General features: G+C 74.0%; 19 protein-coding genes. 9 read left to right on the top strand and 10 right to left on the bottom strand.

Annotated features, from left to right (window positions below):
• Positions 1–164 precede the first annotated feature (164 nt).
• On the top strand, positions 165–1,025 hold the full coding sequence (locus tag ABT154_RS19620) for a glutathione S-transferase C-terminal domain-containing protein (RefSeq protein ID WP_351858097.1): 861 nt from the start codon (positions 165–167) through the stop codon (positions 1,023–1,025).
• Positions 1,026–1,062: 37 nt separating this feature from the next.
• Here ABT154_RS19620 and ABT154_RS19615 read toward each other — a convergent pair whose 3' ends face one another.
• A complete protein-coding gene (locus ABT154_RS19615) occupies positions 1,063–2,100 on the bottom strand; it encodes an NAD-dependent epimerase/dehydratase family protein (RefSeq protein ID WP_351858096.1) in 1,038 nt (345 codons plus the stop codon).
• 144 nt (positions 2,101–2,244) lie between these two features.
• Here ABT154_RS19615 and ABT154_RS19610 point away from each other — a divergent pair, with 144 nt between their 5' ends.
• Both ABT154_RS19610 and ABT154_RS19605 read left to right on the top strand, forming a co-directional pair.
• Complete coding sequence (locus tag ABT154_RS19610; RefSeq protein WP_351858095.1) at positions 2,245–2,487, top strand: DUF5133 domain-containing protein; 243 nt, start codon at positions 2,245–2,247, stop codon at positions 2,485–2,487.
• A gap of 219 nt (positions 2,488–2,706) precedes the next feature.
• Entirely contained in the window at positions 2,707–5,079 is a 2,373-nt protein-coding gene (locus ABT154_RS19605; protein WP_351858094.1) for an ATP-binding cassette domain-containing protein, read from the top strand.
• A 34-nt stretch (positions 5,080–5,113) separates the two neighbouring features.
• On the opposite strand, the gene ABT154_RS19600 is transcribed toward ABT154_RS19605, so the two are convergent.
• A complete protein-coding gene (locus tag ABT154_RS19600; protein ID WP_351858093.1) occupies positions 5,114–5,422 on the bottom strand; it encodes a DUF6058 family natural product biosynthesis protein in 309 nt (102 codons plus the stop codon).
• A 323-nt stretch (positions 5,423–5,745) separates the two neighbouring features.
• A complete protein-coding gene (locus ABT154_RS19595) occupies positions 5,746–7,083 on the bottom strand; it encodes a D-alanyl-D-alanine carboxypeptidase family protein (RefSeq protein ID WP_351858092.1) in 1,338 nt (445 codons plus the stop codon).
• 425 nt (positions 7,084–7,508) lie between these two features.
• Between ABT154_RS19595 and ABT154_RS19590 the strand changes: the two genes are divergently transcribed.
• Together ABT154_RS19590 and ABT154_RS19585 are read left to right on the top strand one after the other, a co-directional pair.
• Positions 7,509–9,539, top strand: a complete 2,031-nt coding sequence (locus tag ABT154_RS19590) for a potassium channel family protein (protein ID WP_351858189.1) — start codon at positions 7,509–7,511, stop codon at positions 9,537–9,539.
• Between the two features lie 145 nt (positions 9,540–9,684).
• Entirely contained in the window at positions 9,685–10,935 is a 1,251-nt protein-coding gene (locus ABT154_RS19585; RefSeq protein ID WP_351858091.1) for a cytochrome P450 family protein, read from the top strand.
• A 23-nt stretch (positions 10,936–10,958) separates the two neighbouring features.
• On the opposite strand, the gene ABT154_RS19580 is transcribed toward ABT154_RS19585, so the two are convergent.
• From ABT154_RS19580 to ABT154_RS19560, 5 genes are all read right to left on the bottom strand, one after another.
• A complete protein-coding gene (locus ABT154_RS19580) occupies positions 10,959–11,204 on the bottom strand; it encodes a hypothetical protein (RefSeq protein ID WP_351858090.1) in 246 nt (81 codons plus the stop codon).
• 63 nt (positions 11,205–11,267) lie between these two features.
• The gene (locus ABT154_RS19575) at positions 11,268–11,756 is read right to left on the bottom strand and encodes an NUDIX hydrolase (RefSeq protein ID WP_351858089.1); all 489 of its coding nucleotides are present in this window, start codon (positions 11,754–11,756) and stop codon (positions 11,268–11,270) included.
• A 146-nt stretch (positions 11,757–11,902) separates the two neighbouring features.
• Positions 11,903–13,108: an FAD-dependent oxidoreductase gene (locus ABT154_RS19570; protein ID WP_351858088.1), complete on the bottom strand. Its 1,206-nt coding sequence runs from the start codon at positions 13,106–13,108 to the stop codon at positions 11,903–11,905.
• A gap of 40 nt (positions 13,109–13,148) precedes the next feature.
• Positions 13,149–14,567, bottom strand: coding sequence for an FAD-dependent oxidoreductase (locus ABT154_RS19565; RefSeq protein WP_351858087.1), 1,419 nt, complete (start codon positions 14,565–14,567; stop codon positions 13,149–13,151).
• On the bottom strand, positions 14,564–16,045 hold the full coding sequence (locus ABT154_RS19560; protein ID WP_351858086.1) for an FGGY family carbohydrate kinase: 1,482 nt from the start codon (positions 16,043–16,045) through the stop codon (positions 14,564–14,566). The genes ABT154_RS19565 and ABT154_RS19560 overlap by 4 nt, the downstream gene beginning before the upstream one ends.
• A gap of 304 nt (positions 16,046–16,349) precedes the next feature.
• On the opposite strand from ABT154_RS19560, the gene ABT154_RS19555 reads away from it, so the two are divergent.
• Together ABT154_RS19555 and ABT154_RS19550 are read left to right on the top strand one after the other, a co-directional pair.
• Complete coding sequence (locus tag ABT154_RS19555; protein WP_351858085.1) at positions 16,350–17,324, top strand: hypothetical protein; 975 nt, start codon at positions 16,350–16,352, stop codon at positions 17,322–17,324.
• Positions 17,325–17,454: 130 nt separating this feature from the next.
• Complete coding sequence (locus tag ABT154_RS19550) at positions 17,455–18,987, top strand: amino acid permease (protein ID WP_351858084.1); 1,533 nt, start codon at positions 17,455–17,457, stop codon at positions 18,985–18,987.
• A gap of 49 nt (positions 18,988–19,036) precedes the next feature.
• Here ABT154_RS19550 and ABT154_RS19545 read toward each other — a convergent pair whose 3' ends face one another.
• Complete coding sequence (locus ABT154_RS19545; protein ID WP_351858083.1) at positions 19,037–19,804, bottom strand: GntR family transcriptional regulator; 768 nt, start codon at positions 19,802–19,804, stop codon at positions 19,037–19,039.
• A 184-nt stretch (positions 19,805–19,988) separates the two neighbouring features.
• Here ABT154_RS19545 and ABT154_RS19540 point away from each other — a divergent pair, with 184 nt between their 5' ends.
• The gene (locus tag ABT154_RS19540; protein WP_351858082.1) at positions 19,989–21,329 is read left to right on the top strand and encodes a DUF2252 domain-containing protein; all 1,341 of its coding nucleotides are present in this window, start codon (positions 19,989–19,991) and stop codon (positions 21,327–21,329) included.
• Between the two features lie 71 nt (positions 21,330–21,400).
• On the opposite strand, the gene ABT154_RS19535 is transcribed toward ABT154_RS19540, so the two are convergent.
• Positions 21,401–22,792, bottom strand: coding sequence for an FAD-dependent oxidoreductase (locus ABT154_RS19535; RefSeq protein ID WP_351858081.1), 1,392 nt, complete (start codon positions 22,790–22,792; stop codon positions 21,401–21,403).
• Positions 22,793–23,163: 371 nt separating this feature from the next.
• On the opposite strand from ABT154_RS19535, the gene ABT154_RS19530 reads away from it, so the two are divergent.
• Entirely contained in the window at positions 23,164–23,379 is a 216-nt protein-coding gene (locus ABT154_RS19530; RefSeq protein ID WP_351858080.1) for a hypothetical protein, read from the top strand.
• The last annotated feature ends 96 nt before the right edge of the window (positions 23,380–23,475 follow it).

Raw genomic sequence — 23,475 nt, 5'->3', positions numbered from 1 at the left:
GCCGGAACAGCTCCGCCGGCTCCACCTAGAGTCCGTGCGCGTCTCCTCCTTCCCGTACCCCTGCCGCCCCCGGGCCCCGTGCCGCCCGCACCGCCGTCGCCCGTCCGCGACCGGTGCCGTCGCCCGCCGCCCGGCCCAGCACCGAGCACCCCCAAGGGAGAAGCATGTCCGTCGTCCCGTCCTCGCTGCTGCCCGCCTCCGCCGTCCCCGCCTTCCGCGGCCGGATCGGCCGCGACGTGCACAGCGGCCACTACGCCGCACCGCACCGCTATCGCCTCCATGTCGCACCTTCCGCCCCGGGCTGTCTGAGGATCGCGCTCACCCACAGCCTCCTCGGACTCGACGACACGCTCCCGCTCACCGTCCTGCCCGAGACCCCCGACACGCCCGACGGCGGATACGCCGTGCTCCGCCCGCTGTACGAGGCGAGCGCGTACCTCTACGAGGGGCCCGCCGCCGCACCCGTCCTCAGCGACCGATGGACCGGACGGATCGTCAGCACCCACACCCCCGACATCCTGCGCGACCTCGCCCTCCGCTTCCGTGGCGAAGGCCCGGACCTGCTGCCCGAGGAACAGCGCGGCGCCATCGAGGCCATCGCCGACCTGTGCGAACGCAGCGTCAACCGGGCCGCCCAGCGCGCGGGCGAACTCGGGATCGCCGGCGAGGCCGCTCACCGTGACCCGCTCACCGCCCTCTTCGCCGCCCTCGGCTCCCTGGAACGCCGGCTCGTCCGTACCCCGTACGTGCTCGGCGACGCGCCGACCGCCGCGGACGTCCACGTCTGGGCCACCCTGGTCCAGCTCGACACCGTCCACCGCTGGCACCTGGACGCCGCCGCCATGGACCGCGTCGCCGCACACCCGGCCCTGTGGGCGTACGCCCGACGGCTCGCCGCGCGCCCCGAGTTCGGCCGCTGCCTCGACATCGACGCGGTCATGCGCCGCCACCGCGCGCACTGCCGGGGCCGGGAGGCGGCGGGCGCGGCGATCCGCCTCGTCGACTGGCCCGCCCTCGCCCGCTGACGCCCGCCCCGGCCGGGATCCGGCGACCGAGGGCGGTTCAGCCGATCCGATGCCCCGCCAGGGGCCCCGTGTCGTCACCCGCGCCCGCGCGGACCCCGCGCAGGAACGCCTCCAGCGTCTCGAGAGAACTCCGCGACGGCTCCCACTGCAGCTCCCGGCGGGCCCGCTCGGTCGCCAGGAGCGGCATCTGCCGCAGCGCGTCGAAGAGCCCGGGGGGCGCCTGGGCGAGCCTCAGCCGCCATGCCGCCGACAGGGCGCCCCGCACGGCGACCGCCGGCACCCGGACCGGCCGGGCGTTCAGCAGCTCGCCCAGGGCCGCCGCGTCGATCACCGGCTCGGCGGCCAGGTTGAACGCGCCCCGGACGTCCCGCAGCAGCGCCCGGAGGTAGGCCTCGGCCGCGTCCTCGGTGTGCAGGACCTGGAAACGGAGCCCCTTGAACTCGGGGAGCAGCGGCAGCAGATCGGGCCGCATCAGCTGCCCGGGGAAGAACCGCCCCGCGAAGACCCGCCGCTGCCCGCTCGCCGACTCCTCCTTGAACAGGAACGCCGGGCGCATCCGTACCACCCGGATCAGCGGATGATCGCGCTCGAAGGTGTCGAGGACCCGCTCCAGATACGCCTTCTCCCGGGTGTACGCGGCCCCCGGCCAGCCGTGCGTCGGCCACGCCTCGGACACCGGGGTACCGCCGAGGGGACCGGGGGAGTACGCCCCCACCGAGGAGGCGTGCACCAGGACCGGCACCCGCGCCGCCGCGACCGCGTCGAAGACCCGCACCGCGCCGAGCACATTCGTCCGCCAGGTCTCCAGCGGATCGCGGGTCGGTCCGAAGCGCCAGGCCAGGTGCACCACCGCGTCCGCCTCGGCGACGTACCGCGCGAGCCGCGGCTCGTCCCCCTCGCGGGAGAGGTCCACCTCGGCCCAGTTCACCCCGGGGATCTCCAGGCCGGGCCGCCGACGGGCGAGCCCCAGGACCGAGCCGACACGCGGATCGCGCGCCAGGACCCGGACCAGGCTCGTCCCCACGTTGCCGGTGGCGCCGGTGACGACCACCCGCGAAATCGCGCTCGGGTTCATGTCTCCGACCCTCCGCCATACGCGGCGGAACCGCACCCCGGGCAGGGTCCCCGCACAGGCTCCGTCACACAGCGTGTCCGTGCAGGTCGCGAGTGTGGCCGTCGACCGGGAGTATGGAGCGACTCAGGAGACAGGAGTACCCCCATGCTGCTGCCCGACAGGAACACGGTCGACCGGCTGCTCCGGCACTACCGCGACCAGGAGCGGACCGTACTGGCCAGGCCGTGCGACCTGTCGGCCCGCCGGCGCTTCGAGGACACGGCGTACACGCTGTGCGTCCTCATGGGAGAGCGCACCGCCCGCGATGCCGTCCACGCCGCCGAACGCCACCTGGCCGGAACCCACCCCCGTACCCGGCGGCCCCTCGAAGGCCTTCCCGGCGCCTGACCCACCCGTCACGGGGTCCGTCGGGACGCCCGGGCCCGCGCGTCACGGGGGCGGTCAGTGCGCCCGAGCCCACCGGTCACGGAGTCGGTCAGGATTTGAGAAGCGTCCCCGTCCCGCCGCCGATAGCGTGGCTGCCACGGACCCCGCTATACGCCCGCCGTCGGACACGGCGGGACGGTGCCGGTCCGTGTTTCGGCCCGCGCGACAGGTGGAGAGACGATGAGCAAGGCCCCCAGGGTGGACGATCACCCGGCCGACCGGCACGACCTGATCCGTGTGCACGGCGCACGGGAGAACAACCTCAAGGACGTCAGCATCGAGATCCCGAAGCGCCGGCTCACGGTGTTCACCGGCGTCTCCGGTTCGGGCAAGAGCTCCCTCGTCTTCGACACGATCGCCGCCGAGTCCCAGCGCCTCATCAACGAGACGTACAGCGCCTTCGTCCAGGGCTTCATGCCCACGCTCTCCCGCCCCGAGGTCGACGTCCTCGACGGCCTCACCACCGCGATCATCGTCGACCAGCAGCGGATGGGTGCCGACCCCCGCTCCACCGTCGGCACCGCCACCGACGCCAACGCGATGCTCCGCATCCTCTTCAGCCGCCTCGGCAAGCCGCACATCGGCCCGCCCAGCGCCTACGCCTTCAACGTCCCCTCGGTGAAGGCCAGCGGCGCCATCACCGTCGAGCGGGGCGCCAAGACGACCGTGAAGGCCACCTTCAACCGCACCGGCGGCATGTGCCCGAACTGCGAGGGCCGGGGCACGGTCTCCGACATCGACCTCACCCAGCTCTACGACGACACGAAGTCGCTCGACGAGGGCGCGCTCACCATCCCCGGCTACACCCCGGGCGGCTGGAACTACCGCCTCTACAGCGAGTCCGGCTTCGTCGACCCCGGCAAGCCGATCGGCAAGTACACCAAGAAGGAACTGAAGGACTTCCTCCACCACGAGCCGACCCGCATGAAGATCGCGGGCATCAACATGACATACGAAGGGCTGATCCCCCGGATCCAGAAGTCGTTCCTGGCCAAGGACAAGGAGGGCATGCAGCCCCACATCCGGGCGTTCGTGGAACGGGCCGTCACCTTCACCACGTGCCCCGAGTGCGAAGGCACCCGCCTCGCCGAGGGCGCCAGGGCGTCGAAGATCGAGCGGATCAGCATCGCCGACGCCTGCGCGATGCAGATCAGCGACCTCGCCGACTGGGTCCGGGGGCTGACGGAACCCTCGGTGGCGCCGCTGCTCACCGCGCTCCAGCTGACCCTGGACTCGTTCGTCGAGATCGGCCTCGGCTACCTCTCCCTCGACCGGGCCGCGGGCACGCTCTCCGGCGGCGAGGCGCAGCGCGTCAAGATGATCCGCCACCTCGGCTCCTCGCTCACCGACGTCACCTACGTCTTCGACGAGCCCACCGTCGGCCTGCACCCCCACGACATCCAGCGGATGAACGAGCTGCTGCTCCAGCTCCGCGACAAGGGCAACACCGTCCTCGTCGTCGAGCACAAGCCCGAGACGATCGCCATCGCCGACCATGTCGTCGACCTCGGCCCCGGCGCGGGAACGGCGGGCGGCAGCGTCTGCTTCGAGGGAACCTTCCACGCGCTGCGGGCCTCGGGCACGGTCACCGGCCGCCACATCGACGACCGGGCCTCCATCAAGGACGGCGTGCGGGAGGCGACCGGAACCCTGGAGATCCGGGGCGCGACCACCCACAACCTGCGGAACGTCGACGTCGACATCCCGCTCGGGGTCCTCACCGTCATCACCGGCGTCGCCGGCTCCGGCAAGAGCTCCCTCGTGCACGGCTCCCTGCCGGCGGGCGACGACGTCGTGTCGATCGACCAGACCCCGATCCGCGGTTCGCGCCGCAGCAACCCCGCGACGTACACCGGACTGCTCGACCCGATCCGCAAGGCCTTCGCCAAGGCCAACGGCGTGAAGCCCGCCCTGTTCAGCGCCAACTCCGAGGGCGCCTGCCCCACCTGCAACGGCGCGGGCGTCATCTACACCGACCTCGGGATGATGGCCGGAGTCTCCTCCACCTGCGAGGACTGCGAGGGCAAGCGGTTCCAGGCCTCCGTCCTCGAATACCTCCTCGGCGGCCGTGACATCAGCGAGGTCCTCGCGATGTCCGTGGCGGAGGCCGAGGAGTTCTTCGCCGACGGCGAGGCGAAGACCCCGGCCGCCCAGCGCGTCCTGGCCCGGCTCGCCGACGTCGGTCTCGGCTACCTCAGCCTCGGGCAGCCGCTCACCACGCTGTCCGGGGGCGAGCGGCAGCGCCTCAAGCTGGCCACGCACATGGGCGACAAGGGCGGCGTCTACATCCTCGACGAGCCGACCACGGGTCTGCACCTCGCCGACGTCGAGCAGCTCCTCGGCCTGCTGGACCGGCTCGTGGACTCCGGCAAGTCGGTCATCGTCGTCGAGCACCACCAGGCGGTCATGGCCCACGCCGACTGGATCATCGACCTGGGCCCCGGGGCCGGCCACGACGGCGGCACCATCGTCTTCGAGGGCACCCCCGCGGACCTCGTGGCCGCGCGGTCGACACTCACGGGCGAGCACCTGGCGGCGTACGTGGGGGCGTGACCAGGAGGGTGGACCGGAGCGGTGACCCGGTGGTTCACGCTCCCGGGTCGCCGCTCGGGAACAGGACCCGGGGCATGTCCACGCACGTGTCCCGCGAGGTGGGGCCGCCGAACCGTAGTCGGTCGTACCCCGTGAACGCCGGTTCCAGGCCATCGAGCTCGTCCACCCGCGCGTGGAGGGCGGCACGCCACTCCGGAGAGGGATCGGCCGGGACCCTCTCCAGAGTCCCGGCGATGTCGGTCGCCCGCTCGTCCTTCCTGCGGATGTGCGCCGGAGTGACGCTGTGCAGACAGACGTACCGTCCGCGCAGATGGCCCGGCAACGGAAGCAGCCCCGCCAGCATCAGCCGCCGGGCATCGTCGGCCTCCCGGCCGCGCGAGGTGCACAGCGCCTCCAGGGAGACGAACTGCCCGGTGACGTACGCGTCGTCGGCCCGGGGTCATGGGATGGTCGCCCTTCACCTTGCGGAACCGTTCCGCGATCCGCCGTACCAGCGTCCGGTCCGTCGTCACACCACTCCCCGGGGAAAGCCGTCCGAGACCCTCCCGGACGGCGTCCCCGCAGGCTGGAAGCCGGACCGTACGGTGGCCACCGAACCGTCGTCGGCACGACCCGGTCCGATGCCTCCAGCGGCGCCGCACGACCGGCGGTCCGTGGGACGGCCGGTCAGCCCGCGCGGTGGGCGGCCCGCCGTCGCAGGCCCCACAGCGCGAGCGCCGCCGCGCAGGCGGAGCCCACCAGGGCCAGCGACAGACCGGCCGAGGTGCCCGAGGGCGCCGCGCCGTGCGCCGCCTTCCCCGGAGCGGTCACCCGCTCGGCACCGGCCCGGGGCGCCGTACTGTCCGCGTCGGTGCCGCCGCCGTCCCGGGTCACCGACACCGCGCGGGTGCCCGCGTCGGACGCCGCCTTCGCGTGGACCGGCAGGAGCGAGCCCACCGGCCGGACCCGCCGGGCCGAGGCGAAGCCCCAGTCGAGCAGTTCGCGGGCCTCCTCGTACACCGTGAAGCCGCCTCCGCCCTGCGGGTTCATCACCGAGACGACCAGCGTCCTGCCGTCCCGCCGGGCGGCCGAGACCAGCGTGTTGCCCGCGTTGCTGGTGTAGCCGTTCTTGATGCCGATGAGCCCGGGGTAGCGGCTCACGCCGTCCGCGCCGGTGAGCAGCCGGTTGGTGTTCGCGATGCCGTACGACCAGGAGCCCGCCGGGAAGTCCGCGTAGGGCGTCGAGCAGTAGCGGGTGAACTGCGGGTCCTGGAGGCCGGCCCTGCCGAACACCGCCAGGTCGTACGCCGAGGAGACCTGCCCCGGCGCGTCGTACCCGTCGGGGGACACCACGTGCGTGTCGCGGGCGCCCAGCGACACGGCCTTCTCCTGCATCTGCCGGGTCATCGACTCCCAGCCGCCGTTCATCGAGGCCAGGACGTGGACCGCGTCGTTACCCGAGCTGAGGAACACGCCGTTCCACAGGTCCGAGACCTTGTACGTGTACCCCTCCTTCACCCCGACCAGGCTGCTGCCGTCCCCGATCCCGGTCAGCTCGGAATCGGCCACGGTGTGCCGCTCGGACGGCTCGTGGTGGGGGAGCGCGGTGAGGGCGAACAGCGTCTTCAGGGTGCTGGCCGGCGGCAGCTTCCGGTGCGCGTCCCGCGCGGCGAGCACCTCGCCCGACGAGGCGTCGGCCACCACCCACGACAGGGCGGAGACCGAGGGGACGGCGGGCGCGCCCGGCAGGGGCTGCACCTGCGTGCCCGTCCGGTCGAGCCGCACCGGGTCGACGTACTGCCGCGCGGGCGGCGTCGGCTCCCCGACGGAGGAGGCCGAGGTGACCGAGGTGACCGAGGAGACGGGGGTGACCGAGGAGACGGGGGTGACCGAGGAGACGGGGGTGACCGGAGCGACGGACGGGGCCGAGCTGACGGAGGACGCCGTGGCCGCCGGAACGGGCAGCACGAACAGCAGCGCCGCGGAACCGGCGGCGGCATGACGGACAGCTGACGTGACGATCATTCAGCCACCGTAGGAACGGCTCGCCGGACGCGCAGATCGAAGTGCGCCGACCGGCGTAGCGGGTGTGGCGTACGGGTGTGGCGCCGTCGCCGCGAGCGAGCGTCACCGGACCGTGCTTCGTGCGGCTCCTGACCGCTCCGTGCCGCTTCCGTACCGCCTCAGTGCCGGTTCCGTGCCGCTCCGAAACGGCCCACCGTCCCGTTGTCGGTGGCGCGGGGCATCCTTGTGACGTGCCCTCATACCCTCACCAGAGCAACGCCGTTCCTCCCGGCAGCCCCCCGGAGAGCCCGTCGGCGCCGGCCGCCGAGCCGGCCTCCCGGCCGGTCCCCGGCCCCGCCAGATCTCCCGGTGCCTCCGGCGGCGGCCCCTTCGGCGTCCCCGCGTTCCGGTCCGAGCGGCAGCCCCGCAGCGACCCCGCCGGGCACATGATCGTCTGCGGGGACGACGCCCTCGCCCACCGCCTCGCGGGCGAACTGCACGAGGTGTACGGGGAACGGGTCACGCTCCTGGTCCCGGCACGGCCCGACGCGCCCCGCACGCCCGTCGCCCGCACAGGCCGCGCCCTCGCCCTCTTCGGACGGGTCACCGCCGCCGTCGCCCGCACCACCGTCCCCACCACGACCGGGGCGAGCACCGAAGGCGGTGACGGCGGCGACCCCACCGGAACCCTCCGCGTCGTGGAGGCGGCGGAGGCCGACGACCGGGCCCTGACGGACGCGGGCGTGGAGCGGGCCGCCGCGCTCGCCCTCGTCCACGAGGACGACGAGACCAACATCCGGGCCGCGCTCACCGCCCGCCGCCTCAACCCCGGGCTCCGGCTGGTCATCCGGCTCTACAACCACAAGCTCGGCCAGCACCTCGAAACCCTCCTCGACCAGGCCGCCGCCGTCGCCGAACCGGGCCTCGACCCCGAGAAGCTCGACGCCGCCACCACCGTCCTCTCCGACGTCGACACCGCCGCCCCGGGACTCGCCGCCGCCGCCGTCGCGGGCACCAGCAAGGTGGTCCAGGCCGGCGGGCTCCTCCTGCACGCCGTCGAGCGGCTGCCCGCCGCGGGCGAGGCCCCCGACCCCGGCCTCTGCACGCTCGCGCTGCTCTCCGCCACGGCCGGAGACCCGGCGGGCTGCGAGGGCTCCGAACGCAGCGGCGACGAAGGCCCGCGCCTGCTGCCCGACGACCGCACGGTCGCCGCCGCCACCGGCCGCGCCGCCGTCACCCTCGAAGCCGTCACCCCGGCGGGCCCCGCCCTGCCCACCGCCCGCCTCGCCGCCTCCGCACTGCCCGTCGCGTCCCTCTTCTCGCGCCGGCTCCGCTGGTCCCTGAGCGGCGCCGCCGCCGCGGTCCTCGCGCTGGCCCTCGCCTCCACCCTCACCACCGGCGACCACCCGCTGCACGCCGCCTATCTGACGCTCCTGGACATCTTCGCCATCGGGGACCCGGCCGTCGGTGAGCCGACCAGCCGTCAGGTGCTCCAGATCCTCGCCGGGTTCGTCGGACTGCTCCTGCTGCCGGTGATCGTCGCCGCCCTCCTCGAAGGCCTCGGCACCTTCCGTACAGCGACCACTCTGCGCCGCCCGCCCCGAGGGCTCTCCGGCCATGTCGTCCTCCTCGGCCTCGGCAAGGTCGGCACGCGGGTCCTCGCCCGGCTGCGCAGACTGAACATCCCCGTGGTGTGCGTCGAGTCCGACCCGGAGGCCCGGGGCATCGCCGTCGCCCGCCGGCTGCGCGTCCCCACCGTCATCGGTGACGTCACGGAGGAGGGCGTCCTGGAGGCCGCCCGCATCCACCGGGCCCACGCGCTGCTCGCCCTCACCAGCGTCGACATCACCAACCTGGAGGCGGCGCTGTCGGCCCGCGCCGTCACCCCTGACCTCCGGGTGGTCCTGCGGCTGTACGACGACGACTTCGCGACCGCTGTCTTCCGCACCCTGCGCACCGCCCACCCCGGGGCCCTGACGCGCAGCCGCAGCGTCTCCCACCTCGCGGCCCCCGCCTTCGCGGGCGCCATGCTGGGCCGCCGGGTGCTGGGCGCGATCCCCGTCGAGCGCCGGGTCCTCCTCTTCGCCGCCGTGGACGTCGCGGACCATCCGCTGCTCGACGGCCTGACCGTGGCGGAGGCCTTCCGCGCGGGATCCTGGCGGGTCATCGCCCTGGACGGGTCGGGACCGGCGTCCGGAGCCCCGACCGGCCCGGGCGGCGCGGGCGCCCGTACGGGAGTGGCTTCGCGTACGGGAGCGGGCGTGCGTACGGGGTCGGCCTCGGGCTCGGGCGCCCCGGACCGGCGCCAGGGCTGGCGTCTGGACCCCGAGCGGGTCCTCGGCCCATGTGACCGGGTCGTCGTGGCCGCGACCCGCCGGGGCCTGGCCGAACTCCTCGGACGGGGCGGGCCGGACGGCCGTACGGGCGAGGAGGGAACCGTGGGAAACGCGGCGCGGTCCGACCGGGGCCGACCGTAGGATCTGACCGCTCGAACGCCCCATCGACGGCTCCACCACCCCCGCGCGACCGCGCCGCCGTGACCGTCCTGCCGCACATGCTCGACCGCTCGGCCACCCCACGACGACCGCCCCGGCCCCGTACCCCTCAGTCAGGAGTTCCTCCGTGAGCACACCGCACAGCGCCGCCTCCGACCGGTCCCCGTACCGGCTGGACCCGGCGGGCGGCTGCCCGCACGCCGACAACGCCCGGCTGCTCGCCGAGGGCGCCGTCGCCCCGGTGGTCCTGCCCGGCGGGATCGAGGGCATGGCGGTACTCGGCCATGACGCCCTCCGCGACTTCCTCTCCCATCCCGAGGTCGCCAAGGGCCCCCAGCACTTCACGGCCCTCGCCGAGGGCCGGATACCCGAGGGCTGGCCCCTGCGTACCTTCGCCACCGTGCCGGGCATGACGACGGCGGACGGCGCCGACCACCGCCGGCTGCGGGCCCTGGTCAGCAGTGCCTTCACCGCCCGCCGGGTCGACGAACTCCGCCCCCGCGTCGAGGCCGTCACCGCCGCACTGCTCGACGGACTCGCCGAGGCCGCCGAAGCCGGCGACGGCGTCGCCGACCTGCGCCGGAACTACGCGCTGCCGCTGCCGCTCGGCGTCATCTGCGAACTCCTCGGCGTCGACCCGGCCCATCAGGACCGACTGCACCGGCTCTCCAGCCTGGTCGTCGCCACCGACACCGAGCCCGCACGCGCCGTCGCCGCCAACCGGGAATTGGTCGAACTCCTCGCCGCCATCGCCACCGAGAAGGCCGCCGCCCCCGGCGACGACCTCACGAGCGCCCTCATCGCCGCCCGCGACGAGGGCGGCGACCGGCTCAGCCAGCCCGAGTTGATCGGCACCCTGCTCCTGATGATCATCGCGGGGCACGAGACCACCCTGAACCTGGTCACCAACGCGGTCCGGGCGCTCTGCGCCCACCGCGACCAGCTCGCCCTGGTCCAGGAGGGCCGGGCCGACTGGGCGGACGTGGTGGAGGAGACCCTCCGCTGGGACAGCCCGGTCAGCTACTTCCCGTTCCGCTACCCCACCCGGGACCTGACGGTCGACGGCACGCTGATCCCCCGGGGCACTCCCGTCCTGGCCGGATACTCGGCGGCCGGCCGGGACACCGGGGCCCACGGCCCCGACGCCGACCGCTTCGACCTCACCCGTACGACGACGGCGAAGCACCTCTCACTGGGCCACGGGCCCCACTACTGCCTGGGCGCCCCGCTCGCCCGCCTTGAGGCGACCGTCGCCCTGGAGGCGCTCTTCACCCGCTTCCCGGACGTGGACCTCGCCGTCCCGGAGCCCGAGCTGACCCGCCACTCCGGTTTCGTGGGCAACAGCGTCCGGGCCCTCCCCGTCCGGCTCGGCCGCTGACGGACCGCGCGGGGCCCGCCGGTTCATCCGGCGCGGCCCCATGCGGTCGAGGGGGAGTCCCGCAGGGACGAGACCAGCCTCAGCAGCCGGTCCTCGTTCCCCGCGAGGCCCGCCGCCCGGAGCGCCTCGTCCGCCTCGGCCATCGGACGGGTGAGCATCACCCCGGCGTACGGGGCGAGCTGGGGGTCGGTCAGCACGGCCCGGGTGGATTCGAGCAGCCGCAGGTACGCCTGGGCCGCCTGGCGTTCGATGGTGGTGATCGTGGTCATTGTCGGGCTCCCTCTCGACAGTTCGGCGCTCACCACCCTCTCGTACGGGTCTGACAACGGCGCTCAGCCCCGGTCGCCGGGCGGTTCCGCCAGCCGCTCCACCAGCCGTTCCAGGAACACCCGCTGCCCCTCGACGAGCAGCGGAGCGGCCACCTCCGGGGCGAACCAGCCCACCCGGTCGATCTCCGGGAACTCGCCCCGGACACCGGACCGGGGCGGCCATTCCATGGTGAAGGTGCCCGGCACGACGGCGGTCGGATCGAGGGTCCCCTCGACGGCCCAGACAGTGACGAGCTTCCCGCCGCGCTGACGGGACTCGCCGAGCTCCAGCCACGCGCCCTCGGGCGCGGGAAGGCCCAGTTCCTCCTGGAACTCGCGGCGCGCGGCGGCCTCCGGCGTCTCGTCCGCCGTGTACTCGCCCTTGGGGATCGACCAGGCCGCCTGCTCGCGGGACGCCCAGAGGGGCCCGCCCATGTGACCGATGAGCACCTCGACGTCCCCGCCCGTCGTACGGCGGAAGACCAGGAGACCCGCGCTGCGTTTGTCCGACATGGACCCAGTCTGACCGAAGGACCACCCTCGGAGCCCGGCCCCGCTCCGTCGCGCCCCACTCCGTCGGGCCCCGCACCGGAGTCAGCGTTGGACACTGGACACCGGACGCGGTCGTCGCCAGGTCGCCCCCGCATCGCCGCCCCGTCTCACTCCTCCGCGCGGACCACCACCGGGCCGCCCGCGAGGTCCACGCCGCTCGTCCAGCGGGACGGGAGCCGCACCGACCGCCAGGGGGTGAGTGTGCCGTCCAGCCGCTCCCGTCGCAGCACGGCACCGTCCTGGCCGACGGTCAGGAGGGGGCGTACGAGCCGCCGCTCGGGCCGTACCAGAAGGGGCGCGGGCACCGGGCCGAGGAGCCCGGGTGTCACCCACCGCAGGGGACCGGCCGTCTCGACCGGTACGCCGCGGTCGGGCCAGGGCCGTCCGTCGAGCAGGGCGAGCACGGCGTCCGCCGCCGCACGGCCCTCGGCGGCGGCCACCGGTGCCGGTTCCCCGCCGTGCAGCAGGTTGCCGACCGCGAACACCCCGGGCTCGGCGGTCCGGAAGGCCACGTCCGTCGCCGGTCCCCGGGTGCCGGGGACGAGCGGGAGCCCGCAGGCGCGGGCGAGTTCGTGGTCCGGGATCCAGTCGCCGGTGAAGACCACGGTGTCGCAGCGCAGGGTGGCCGTGCGGCCGTCCCCGGCCCGCACCGTGGCCCCGGTGAGCCGGCCGCGGCCGTGGAGTTCCGTCACGGCCGTGTCCACGAGCACCGGGACGTGCCCGAACGCGGCCCGGCGCACCCGGCCTTCGGCGACGACCGCCACCACCTCGACGCCGGCCGCGCGCAGCGTCCGTACGGCGTTCCGGGCCACGGGTTCGCCGCCGACGACCACCGCCCGCCTCCCGACGGGCTCCCGCCACCTCCGGGACGGGGCGGTCAGCCGCTGGAGTTCGCCGGAGGTCAGCACCCCCGCGGGCCGCGAGCCCGGCACCAGCCGTGCGCTGCGGGGACGTTCGCGGGCCCCGGTCGCGAGGACCACCGCGCGCGCCCGGACGCGTTCGAGGCCGCTGGAGGCGGTGAGGTCCAGGGTGAGCGGCCCGGCCCAGCCGGTGGCCGACACGCCGGTGCGTACGGTCGCCCCTGCCCGTAGCGCCGCCCGCACGGCGCGCCGCGTGTAGGCCGGTCCGTCCAGGGGGCCGCCCAGGGCGTCCGCGCCGAACCCGGGGCGGAGGCAGTGCCGGGGGACCCCGCCCGCCGTCCGTTCCCGCTCCAGTACCTCGACGCGGCCGGCGCCCGCCGCCGCGAGACGGGTGGCCGCCGCCAGCCCGGCGGGTCCGGCGCCCACGACGAGCACGTCCACCGTTCGGTTCACGCGGTCCCTTCCCGTACGCGCGGAGGAACGGTCTCCCGGTTCACCGGGCACCCTCCCCGTACTCCTCGAACAGCGCGCGGACCTCCGCGCCGCAGTGGTTGCCCTGGCACCGGCCGCCACGCGCGCGCGTCCTGCGGCGCAGCCCGTCGAGACCGCCCGGCGGGACGGTGGAGGTGAGGGCGGCCCGGATCTCTCCCCGGGTGACCCGCTCGCAGTGGCAGACGATGTCCCCGAACTCCGGGTCGAGGGCGATCAGCCGGGCGTCCCGGTACGGGCGGAGGAAGGCCTCGCCCAGGTTCGGCATGTGGACCCGGGCCAACGGTTGTTCGGGGCCCAGGTCGAGCCCGCAGTCGGCGAGCAGTCCGCGTACGTGCTCGGCGATGGCCAGGGAGGCGGTGAGCCCGGTGGACCGGATTCCGCCCACCGTGACGTACCGGAGTGCGGGGTGGGCCGCGATCCGGTAGTCCTCCTGACCGGTGGCGGCCCGCAGCCCGGCGTAGACCGCGGTCACCTCCTCGTCGAGCAGGGCGGGCAGGATCCGGCCGCCCTGCTCGCGGAGGCCGGCGAGCCCTTCCGCCGTGGTGCCGGTGGCGGTCTTGTCGGTGAGGTCCTCGGCCGTGGGGCCGAGCATGACGTTGCCGTACACGGTCGGCGCGACGAGGACCCCCTTGCCGAGCGGCCCGGGCACGGGGAGCAGGATGTGCCGTACGAGGTCGCGGGCGAACTTGTCGAAGACGAGGAGCTGGCCCCGGCGCGGGGTGACGGTGAAGTCCTCGCGGCCGACGAGCGCGTCGAACGCGTCGGCGTGCAGCCCGCAGGCGTTGACGAGGTGACGCGCCCGCAGCACCCCGCGCCGGGTGACGAGCCGGTGGAAGGGATCGCCCGGACGGACCTTCTCCACCCGGCAGTCGAGATGCAGGTCCACCCCGGAGCGGACGGCCTGGGTCGCGTAGGCGAGGGTGGTCGTCCATGGGCAGATCACCGCCTCGCCCGGCACTTCGAGCGCGGCGAGCGCGCCGGGCCCCAGATGGGGTTCCCGCGGCTGGAGTTCGGCGGCGGTGAGCATGCGGGTGGAGTGATGCCCGTTGCGTGCGGCCTTCTCGGCGAGGCGGGGGAGGGCGGCGCGCTGCTGCTCGTCCCAGGCGACGAGCAGGGCGCCCACCGGTTCCACGGGAATGCCGGTCTCCCGTGCGTACGCGGAGAGCAGCCGGTGTCCCTCGCGGACGAGGCGGGCCTCCAGGGTGCCGGGGGTGGCGTCGAATCCGGTGTGCAGGATAGCGGTGTTGGCCTTCGACGTACCGTCGCCGACGTCGTTCGCCGCATCCACGAGCGCGACCCTCAGCGGGTGGCGGGCCAGCGTTCGCGCGACGGCGGAGCCGATGACGCCCGCGCCGACGACCACCACGTCGTACTCTGCCCCCGGACCCACCGGGAGAGGACCCGAACGGCTGACGCTCATCCGGCCCCACCGGAACTCGAGCCGTCCGCCACCCCACCGGCCCCCGTCCGGTCCACCACCGCCGACACCTCCGCCCGGAACCGCGCGAGGCGCACCTCCGCCTCGTCGGCCGAGATCCGGGGCTCGTACACGGCCGAGGGCTTCCACTCGGGTACGGCCTCACGGAGCGTGAGGCCCGGTTCGTGGCCCAGCCGGGCCACCGCGCCCACCCCCAGCGCCGTCGCGTCGGGCGAGGAGGAGACCTCGACGGGGAGTTGCAGCAGATCGGCCTGGGCCTGCATGAGCAGGGCCGACCGGGTGAGCCCGCCGTCGGCGCGCAGCGAGGTGAGCGGCGCGCCCCGGTCCGTGGCGACGGCCGTGGCGAGGTCCACCACCTGGGCGGCGATGCCCTCGCACAGGGCGCGGACGAGATGGCCCCGGGTGGTGTCCAGGCCGAGGCCGCCGATCGAGCCGCGCACGTCTCCCCGCCACCAGGGCGCGGCGAGCCCGGCGAGCGCCGGCACGAAGGTGACCCCGCCGGAGTCGGGCTCCCCGCCGCCGACGGTGTCGATGTCCTCCGCCCCGGCGATGACGCCGAGGTCGGTGAGCCACCGTACGGCCGAGGCGACCGTGTACACCTGCCCGTCGAGACAGTGGGCGACCCGGTCGCGCAGCCTCCAGGCGACGCAGCCGACGAGTCCCGAGGTCGCGCGGTGGGGCTCGGGGCCGGTCTGCGCGAGGAGGAAGGCGCCCGTGCCGTAGGTGCACTTGGCTGCGGCGGGGTCGTCGGCGCTCTGCGCGAGCAGTGCCGCCTGCTGGTCGACCAGGAGGCCGGTGAGGGGGAGCGGCGGGCCGAAGGCGTGCGTGGTGCCGACCGGGGTGTCGCAGTCCACGACGTGGGGGAGCCGTTCGCCGCCCAGGCCGTAGAGACCGAGCGCGGTCCCCGACCACGCGACCGTGTCCAGGTCGAGGAGTCCGGTCCGTCCCGCGGTGGCCGCGTCGGTGACGAAGGCGCCCGTGAGCCGGTGGACGAGCCAGGCGTCGCTGGTGGTGACCACGCCCGCGCCGGTGGCGTGGCGGCGGATCCAGGCCATCTTGGGAGCGGCGAAGTACGGGTCCACCGGAAGCCCGGTGATCTGCCTCAACTGTGCTGCGTGGGAGTCGAGTTCGGTGCAGATCGGGACCGCCCTGCGGTCCTGCCAGACGAGCGCGTCCGTGAGCGGTTCGCCGGTGGCCGGATCCCAGGCGAGGACGGTCTCGCCCTGGTTGGCGAGGCCGACGGCCACGACCGGGGTGCCCGCCGCGGCGAGCGCGGCGCGCCCCGCGGTGACCACGGAGTCGTACAGCTCACGCGGGTCGGCCTCGACCAGGCCTCCCGGCAGATAGCGGGGCCGTACCGGGGCCGTGCCGCTGCCGATGACTCCGCGCTCGGGGCAGAGGACGAGCGCCTTGGTGCCCGAGGTGCCCTGGTCGACGGCGAGTACCGGGCCGCCCGTCATCGTGCCGCTCCTGTCGCCGTGGTCGCTCGGTGATCATCCGGTCACCGAAAAGGGTCAGGGTGCCGTCGTGACGGGTCTTCGTCAAGCCCTGGCGCGGGACCCCGTCAGGTTCCAGCGACCTACCTGACGGTAAGTCAAAATCAGTCGTTGGCCTAATAGTTACTGTCCCGAAAGAAAGTGGACCGGTCGAGTCCAGAGCCCTCTATAGTGATCGCCGATCAACGGCCGGGACGCCCGCCGGGGGACTGACCACCCCCTCCATCCACCGAGGACCCATGTCATCCACACGACCACCCACCCCCTGATGGCCGGACACGGCTTCCGCCCCGTCTACCATCCCGCGGGCCACGACCACGCCCTGCGCAACGTCCTCCAGGACTTACGCACCGGCCGCTGGGTGGCCATGGCCCGGCTCCTCGACGAGACCTCGGACTGGGACGGCTGGACCCGCCGCACCCAGGTCCTCGCCGCCGTCGCCGCCGGCACCGACGTCGTCCACATCTGGCGCGCCGAACAGCCCGACAGCCAGGCCGCCGCCGTGATGCACAGCCGCGTCAGCGTGGAGCGCGCCGTACGCGCCCACCGCGCCGGCCACCCCCGGACCCGGGAACTCTGGCAGGAGGCCTGGACCGCCTGCCGCGACGCCGCGGACCGGTCCCCCGAGGACCCCGTGCCATGGGTGGGCCTGATCGCCCTCGCCGCTCTCGACGGGCGCCAGCGCATGGCCGAGCACCGGCTCACCCCGCCCGCCCCGATGCTGCCGCCCGGACCCTGGGGCCTGCTGGCGGAGGCGGAGAAGCGCGACCCGCACAACCGCGAGGCGCACCACCGCATGCTCCAGTTCGTCTACGCCCGGCGCCCGGGGCCGCTCGCCGAGGCCGTCAACTACTCCCACTGGGCGGCCTCCTCGGCTCCCGTCGGCTCCGCCCTGCACGCCCTCCCGCTCTACGTACGGGTGGAGCGCTACCGGCGCGAGCGCGGCCAGGAGCGCGCCCTCGACCTCCACTGGGTGGCCGAGGACGCCGTACGCGACGCCTGCCGCGCCCTGGACACCTGGTTCCTCTTCACCGCCACCGACGACGCCTCGCTGCTCGACCTCAACCATCTCGCGCACGCCCTCTACGGGGCCCTCCGCTTCGCCGACGCCGCCCGCGTCTTCGAGGCGCTCGGCCCGTACTACACCACCCTGCCGTGGGCGTACCGGACACCTGATCCGGACGACCGCGCCCTGGCCGAAGAGGTCTTCCTGCGCGCCCGAGCCCGCTGCCTCGGCGGCTGACGACCTCCCCGGCCCCACCAGCCCGCCCCACGTGCCTCTCCCGCCCCGCCCCGTGCGCCCCACCCGCCCCACCCGTCCCGCTCCGTACGCCCGATCCCCACCCCGTCCCGTCCCCGGAGGAACCCCGCCCATGTCCCGCGCCGACGCATCCGCCGACCCGATACGCACACCACCGCCCGCCCAGGACGAGGAGGCGAGACTGAGAGAGCTGGGCTACCAGCCCGTGCTCGCCCGCCGCATGGGCGGCTTCGGCAACTTCGCGATCAGCTTCTCGGTCATCTCCGTCCTCTCCGGCTGCATGACCCTCTACGGCTTCGGCATGGGCACCGGCGGCCCCGCCGTCATGCTCTGGGGCTGGGCCGGCGTCGGACTGTTCGTGCTGTGCGTCGGCCTCGCCCTCGCCGAGGTCACCAGTGCCTACCCGACCTCCGGCGCCCTCTACTACATGGCCGACCGGCTCGGCGGCCGTCGCTGGGGCTGGTACACCGGTTGGCTGAATCTGCTCGGTCTGCTCGGTGCCATCGCCGGCATCGACTACGGCGCCGCCCTCTTCACCGGAGCGTTCCTCAACCTCCAGTGGGGCTTCGAGCCCACCGCGGGATCCACCTTCCTGATCTTCCTGGCGATCCTGCTGCTCCACGCCGTCCTGAACCTCTTCGGCGTCCGCCTGGTCAGCGTGCTCAACTCGATCAGTGTCTGGTGGCACCTGGCCGGTGTGGCGATCATCGTCGGCGCCCTCGCGTTCGTCCCCGACCGGCACCAGTCCGTCGAGTTCGTCTTCACCGAGTTCGTCAACGACACCGGATGGGCCAACCCGTTCTACGTCGCCGCGATCGGTCTGCTCCTCGCCCAGTACACCTTCTCCGGCTACGACGCCTCGGCCCACCTCTCCGAGGAGACCTCCAACGCCTCCGTCACCGCCGCCAAGGGCATCGTGCGGGCCATCTGGGTCTCCTGGATCGCCGGATTCGCCCTCCTCGCCGGGCTGAGCTTCGCCATCCAGGACTACGCCGCCACGCAGAACAGCGCCACCGGGGTCCCGCCCGCCCAGATCCTCCTGGACGCGCTCGGCTCCGGCGGCGCCACCGCCCTGCTCCTCGTCGTGATCGTCGCCCAGCTCTTCTGCGGCAACGCCGAGGTCGCCGCCGCCAGCCGGATGGTCTTCGCCTTCAGCCGTGACAACGCGCTTCCCGGCTCCGCGATCTGGCGGAAGGTCAGCGGACGCACCCAGACCCCGGTCCCCGCCGTCTGGCTGGCGGTGGGCATCGCCGCGCTGCTCGCCGTGCCCTCGCTGTACTCGGCCACCGCCTACGGCGCCGTCACCGCGATCAACGTCATCGGCATCACGCCCGCCTACGCCATCCCGATCTACCTGCGACTGCGCGCCGGGAACCGGTTCACCCCCGGCCCGTGGAGCCTGGGCCGCTGGAGCAAGCCGATCGGCTGGACCGCCGTCGTCTGGGTGGCGCTGGTGACCGTGCTGTTCTGCCTGCCTCAGAAGTCCCCGGTGACGGTCGACACCATGAACTACGCCGTGATCGCGCTGGCCGTCGTCCTCGTCCTCGCCAGCGTGTGGTGGTACGTCGCCCGCCGCTCGTACGGCACCCCGACGGCGTACGGCAATGCCCGCGAGGAGGCGGAGATCGCCGAGGGCATCGTCTGACGCCGGATCCGGCTCCTGTCCCCTTACCGGACAGGAACCGGAGACGCCGTCAGGCGCTGAACTCGTACGTCCAGGCCGCCGACCGGGCCGAGAAGTCGATGTCCGTGATCTCCAGGGCGTGGCCGTGCTGGTCGCTCACCACCCGGTGGACGACCAGCCGGGCCGCGCCGCCGGCCGTCGTCGTGGTCGGTCCCGGCGGCACGCCGACCGACTCCCGGTGGGTGATCCGCAGCCCCGCCTGGTGCATCCAGTGGTAGAGCAGCCGCAGGTCCGGCTGCTGACGGCAGTCCCGCCCCCGCCGGTAGCGCGACAGCTGCGGGATCTCGGCCAGCGCGGGCCGGGAGAACCACGACACCGCTCGCTGGAGCGCGGCGCCCCGCGGTCCGAGCACCGTGTGCCGGTGCACGAGGGTCGGTTCGCCCGGGGCGAGCAGGAGACGCGGCGCCAGCGGAGCGGGCGGCGGCTCCCAGACGAGGGAGGCCCGGACCAGCGCCTCCGCCGCGCGCGGGCCGCCGGGGAAGGTCGGCCGGCCGGCTGTCAGGACCGGGACGAAGGGCTCGCCCCCGGTTCTCGCCGCCTCGGCCGGGGCGGCGAACGTGCCGCGCCGGTCGGTGACCACCAGCCGTTCGTCCCGAAGGAGTTGGAGTGCGCTGCGCACGGTCTGCCGGTTGACGTGGTAGCACTGGGACAGGGATCGTTCCGAAGGGAGCCGGCTGCCGGGGGAGATACGCCGGTCGGCGAGGTCCTCGCGCAGTGCCGCGGCGACCCGGAGATAGAGCGGCGCGTCCGCCGCCGCCTCGGAATCGGGCTCGGCCATGATCAATCCCTCTCTTCGCTCAGCGTGACCGCATGGGTCGGGTAGGTGATCAATTCCTATCATTGGTCTAAACCATTTAGCTAGGCCGGTCCGGCAGAGTGGCCGAAACGGTCGTGGCCGCTTGTAATGAGGGGGCAGGTGACGGGTACCGGACCGCGTCGGCGGGAAAGGCGGGTGAGGCCGGATGACGACACCGTCGGAGCGCGCCGCGCGGGGCAAGGCGGCCCGCAAGAGGCTTCCCCGGTCCTCCCACGGCCGCTGGATACCCAGCTCCCAGCGCCCCGACCCCATCGACGTCCTGGAACGCCAGTCACTCGACCGGCTCCCCGACCTCGTCCCCCTCCGGTACGCCCGGATGGTGGCCTCCCCCTTCGCCTTCCTGCGCGGCGCCGCCGCCGTCATGGCCGCCGACCTCGCCGCCCAGCGCCACACCGGACTCACCGTCCAGCTCTGCGGCGACGCCCACCTCCTGAACTTCGGGGTGTACGCCTCACCCGAACGGGCGCTCCTCTTCGACGTCAACGACTTCGACGAGACGCTCCCCGGGCCCTTCGAATGGGATGTGAAGCGGCTCGCCGCCAGTGTCACCGCCGCCGCCCTCCAGAACGGCAGCACCAAGGCCAAGGCCCACCGCGCCGCCCTCGTCGTCACCGAGTCGTACCGCACCCAGATGCGGCACCTCGCCGGCCTCGGCGAACTCGCCGTGTGGTACGAGCGCATCGCCGCCGACGACCTCGTCCCGCTCGTCCGCCGCGGCGACCGCGCCCGATTCACCGACCGGCTCGCCCGCGCCCGTCGCCGCACCAGCCTCCAGGCCCTCGGCAAGCTCACCGAGACCGACGCGACCGGCGCCCGGCACATCGTCGACGACCCGCCGCTCCTCGAACGGACCACGGACATCGACCGGGTCACCATCGGCAAGATCTTCAGCGACTACCGCAGCTCCCTCGCCGAGGAGCGCCGCGTCCTGCTCGACCGTTACCGCTTCCGCGACGCCGCCCGCAAGGTCGTCGGCGTCGGCAGCGTCGGCACCCGCTGCTTCGTCATCCTCCTCGAAGGGCGCGACGAGGGGGATCCGCTCATCCTCCAGATCAAGGAGGCGGGACCCTCCGTCCTGGAGCCGTACCTGGCGCCGAGCGCCTACTCCCATCAGGGGCGCCGCGTCGTGTCCGGCCAGCGTCTGACCCAGGCCGCCAGCGACATCTTCCTCGGCTGGATGACCGGACCCGAGCAACGGCACTTCTACTGGCGCCAGCTGCGCGACATGAAGGGCTCGGCCGAGGTCGAGACCATGTCCCCGGCGCTGCTGCGGGAGTACGCACGGCTCTGCGGCCGGGCCCTGGCCCGCGCGCACGCCCGCTCCGGCGACCGCATCGCCATCGCGTCCTACCTCGGTGGGTCCGATGTCTTCGACCGGGCGATCGCCGACTTCGCGCTCGCCTACGCGGGCCAGAACGCCGACGACTACGCGGCGCTCGGCGCGGCGATAGCGGCGGGGATGGTGACGGCGGCGCCGGGGACGTGACGGGGACGGCGGGGACGGACGGCGCGGCCTCCGCCGGCAACCCGCCCACCCCCAATGCCTACCCCTACGCCTCACCCCTCGCGGCGCAGAGGTGGCTCCATCGGTGTCTCGGCCACCGGCCCGAAGAGCACAGCCCGGGCGACCGAGGGGGCGAAGACGCCGGTCAGCGAGGCGGTCAGGTTCAGCGCCGCGCGGAAGGGCGTGCCCACGACGGGATCGCCGGGGGACCGCGCCTGCACCCGGCGCAGGTACCAGCCGACGACCTTGTCCAGCGGAGCCGGCTTCAGGGCGTCGCCGGTCGCGCCGGGCATCTTCTTGTCGGCTCCGGCCGAGATGTCCCAGGCCGGCTTCGAGGCGTCGAGCAGTGCGCGCTGCACCACGCGGGTGGTCGGGGTGCGCCTGGGGTCGGCGAGCGCCCGGCGGAGCGCGACGGCGCTGAGCGCGGCGACGGCCATGCCCTGTCCGTAGATGGGATTGAAGGCGCACAGGGCGTCGCCGGTGGCGAGGAATCCGGCCGGACGGCGGCCCGGACGGTCGTAGCGGCGACGGATGTTGGCGGTCCGGCGGAAGCCGTACACGGGGGACTCCGGCTCGGCCCGGGCGAGCCAGTCGCTGATCACCGGGTGCGGGAGCCGCTTCGCGTACTCCTCGAACGCGCCCTCCTCGCTGGGGGGTTCGTCGCCGCGCAGCCCGGAGAGGGTGACGAGATGGCGCCCGTCGCCGACGGGCAGGACGACTCCGCCGTACACCTGGGTGGGGTTGGGGATGATGAAGTAGCCGCGCGCGTCGGTGTCGGTGTCCTGTGCGGAGGCTCGGTAGACGCGGGTGCCGTACGCCAGACCGGTGTCGAGGGTCTCCTCGTGCGGGGCCTCGGCGCCGATGCCGGCCAGCCAGTCGGCGGCCTTCGTCGACCTCCCGGAGGCGTCGACGACCAGATCGGCGGTGAGGGTACGGGTCTGCTTGTCGGCCCCCGCGCCGCGCTCCCGCAGCCGTACGCCGCGCACGCGCGCGGAGTCGCCGGCGAGGCCCACGGTCTCGGTGCCGTCGACGAGCTCGATCCGGGGATCGGCGAGCACCCGCTGCCGCACCAGCCACTCCAGCTGAGGGCGGGGACCGGTGTAGAAGTGCGTGGTCGCGGGCGTGCGCCGCAACCACTGGCCGTTCTGCCACTGGACCATGTCCTCGGGGACGCCCACCTTGGGCGCGCCGAGCTCCCGCAGCTCATCCATGAAGCCGGGCAGCAGTTCGTCGAGCGCCTGCTGCCCGCCGGCGATGAGCACATGCAGATGCCGCCCCTGCGGAACGCCGGGCCGCGCCTCCGGTCCCTCGGGGAAGCGGTCGCGCTCGACGACCGTCACCTTCTCCGCGTGCTCGGCCAGCACCCGAGCGGCCAGCATCCCGGCGAGACTTCCCCCGATGACCACCGCGTGACGCGTCACCCGGCTCCCCAAGCCGTCGTCCATACCCGCCCTTTCGCGTAGTGGAACTCCAACGCCCCAGTATCCACAAGGGCACCCGCCAAGGCCCGCCACCGCCGCGCGGTTCCGGCCGCCGGGGTGCACGGCCTAGGGTGACGCACATGGCATGCGAACGTTCGAGCGGCCCCGCGGGCTTCGGGTAGCCCGCCAGGACATCCCTGGCGGTGCCCACCGAGGAGTCCCATGGCACGCACCGCACACCACATCCCCGGCTCACGCCGCCGGCCCGCGAACGGGGCTGCACCGGGGGACCCTTGGCGTTCCCTCGTCCTGCGCGATCTCCGCTACAGCGCCGTCTGCCTCGCCGAGGCGGCCCGAGAGCCCGGACGCCCCGCCCCCGGGCGATCCGCCGCGCCGTGGCCTTCCACCGATGGCCCCGCTTCAACCGGGACACCGGCGTGGCGGACTGGTCGGCCCGGGAAGAACGCCGGGCGCGCCAGTGCCTGAGCCACGGGACGGGCGCTCTTCTGCGCGAGCTGAACACTTCCGGCGGAATCCTCGACCCGGAGGCCGCCGACACCATCGACATCCCTCCCGCACGCCATCGGCGCTCCTCGCTCTGGCTCGCCTAGCGAAGCCCCGGGGTTCGAGGCCCGACGACGGCTTCCCGAGCGGCGCGGTGAGGATCGCGTGCGGGAGCGTCACCCTGGCGGGTTCTGCCGTCGACG

It is taken from the genome of Streptomyces sp. NPDC001728 (assembly GCF_040297565.1).
In the GTDB taxonomy this organism is placed as follows: domain Bacteria; phylum Actinomycetota; class Actinomycetes; order Streptomycetales; family Streptomycetaceae; genus Streptomyces.
The sequence above is the reverse complement of the archived record's forward strand: the minus strand, read 5'-3'. Positions and strand labels throughout refer to the sequence as shown.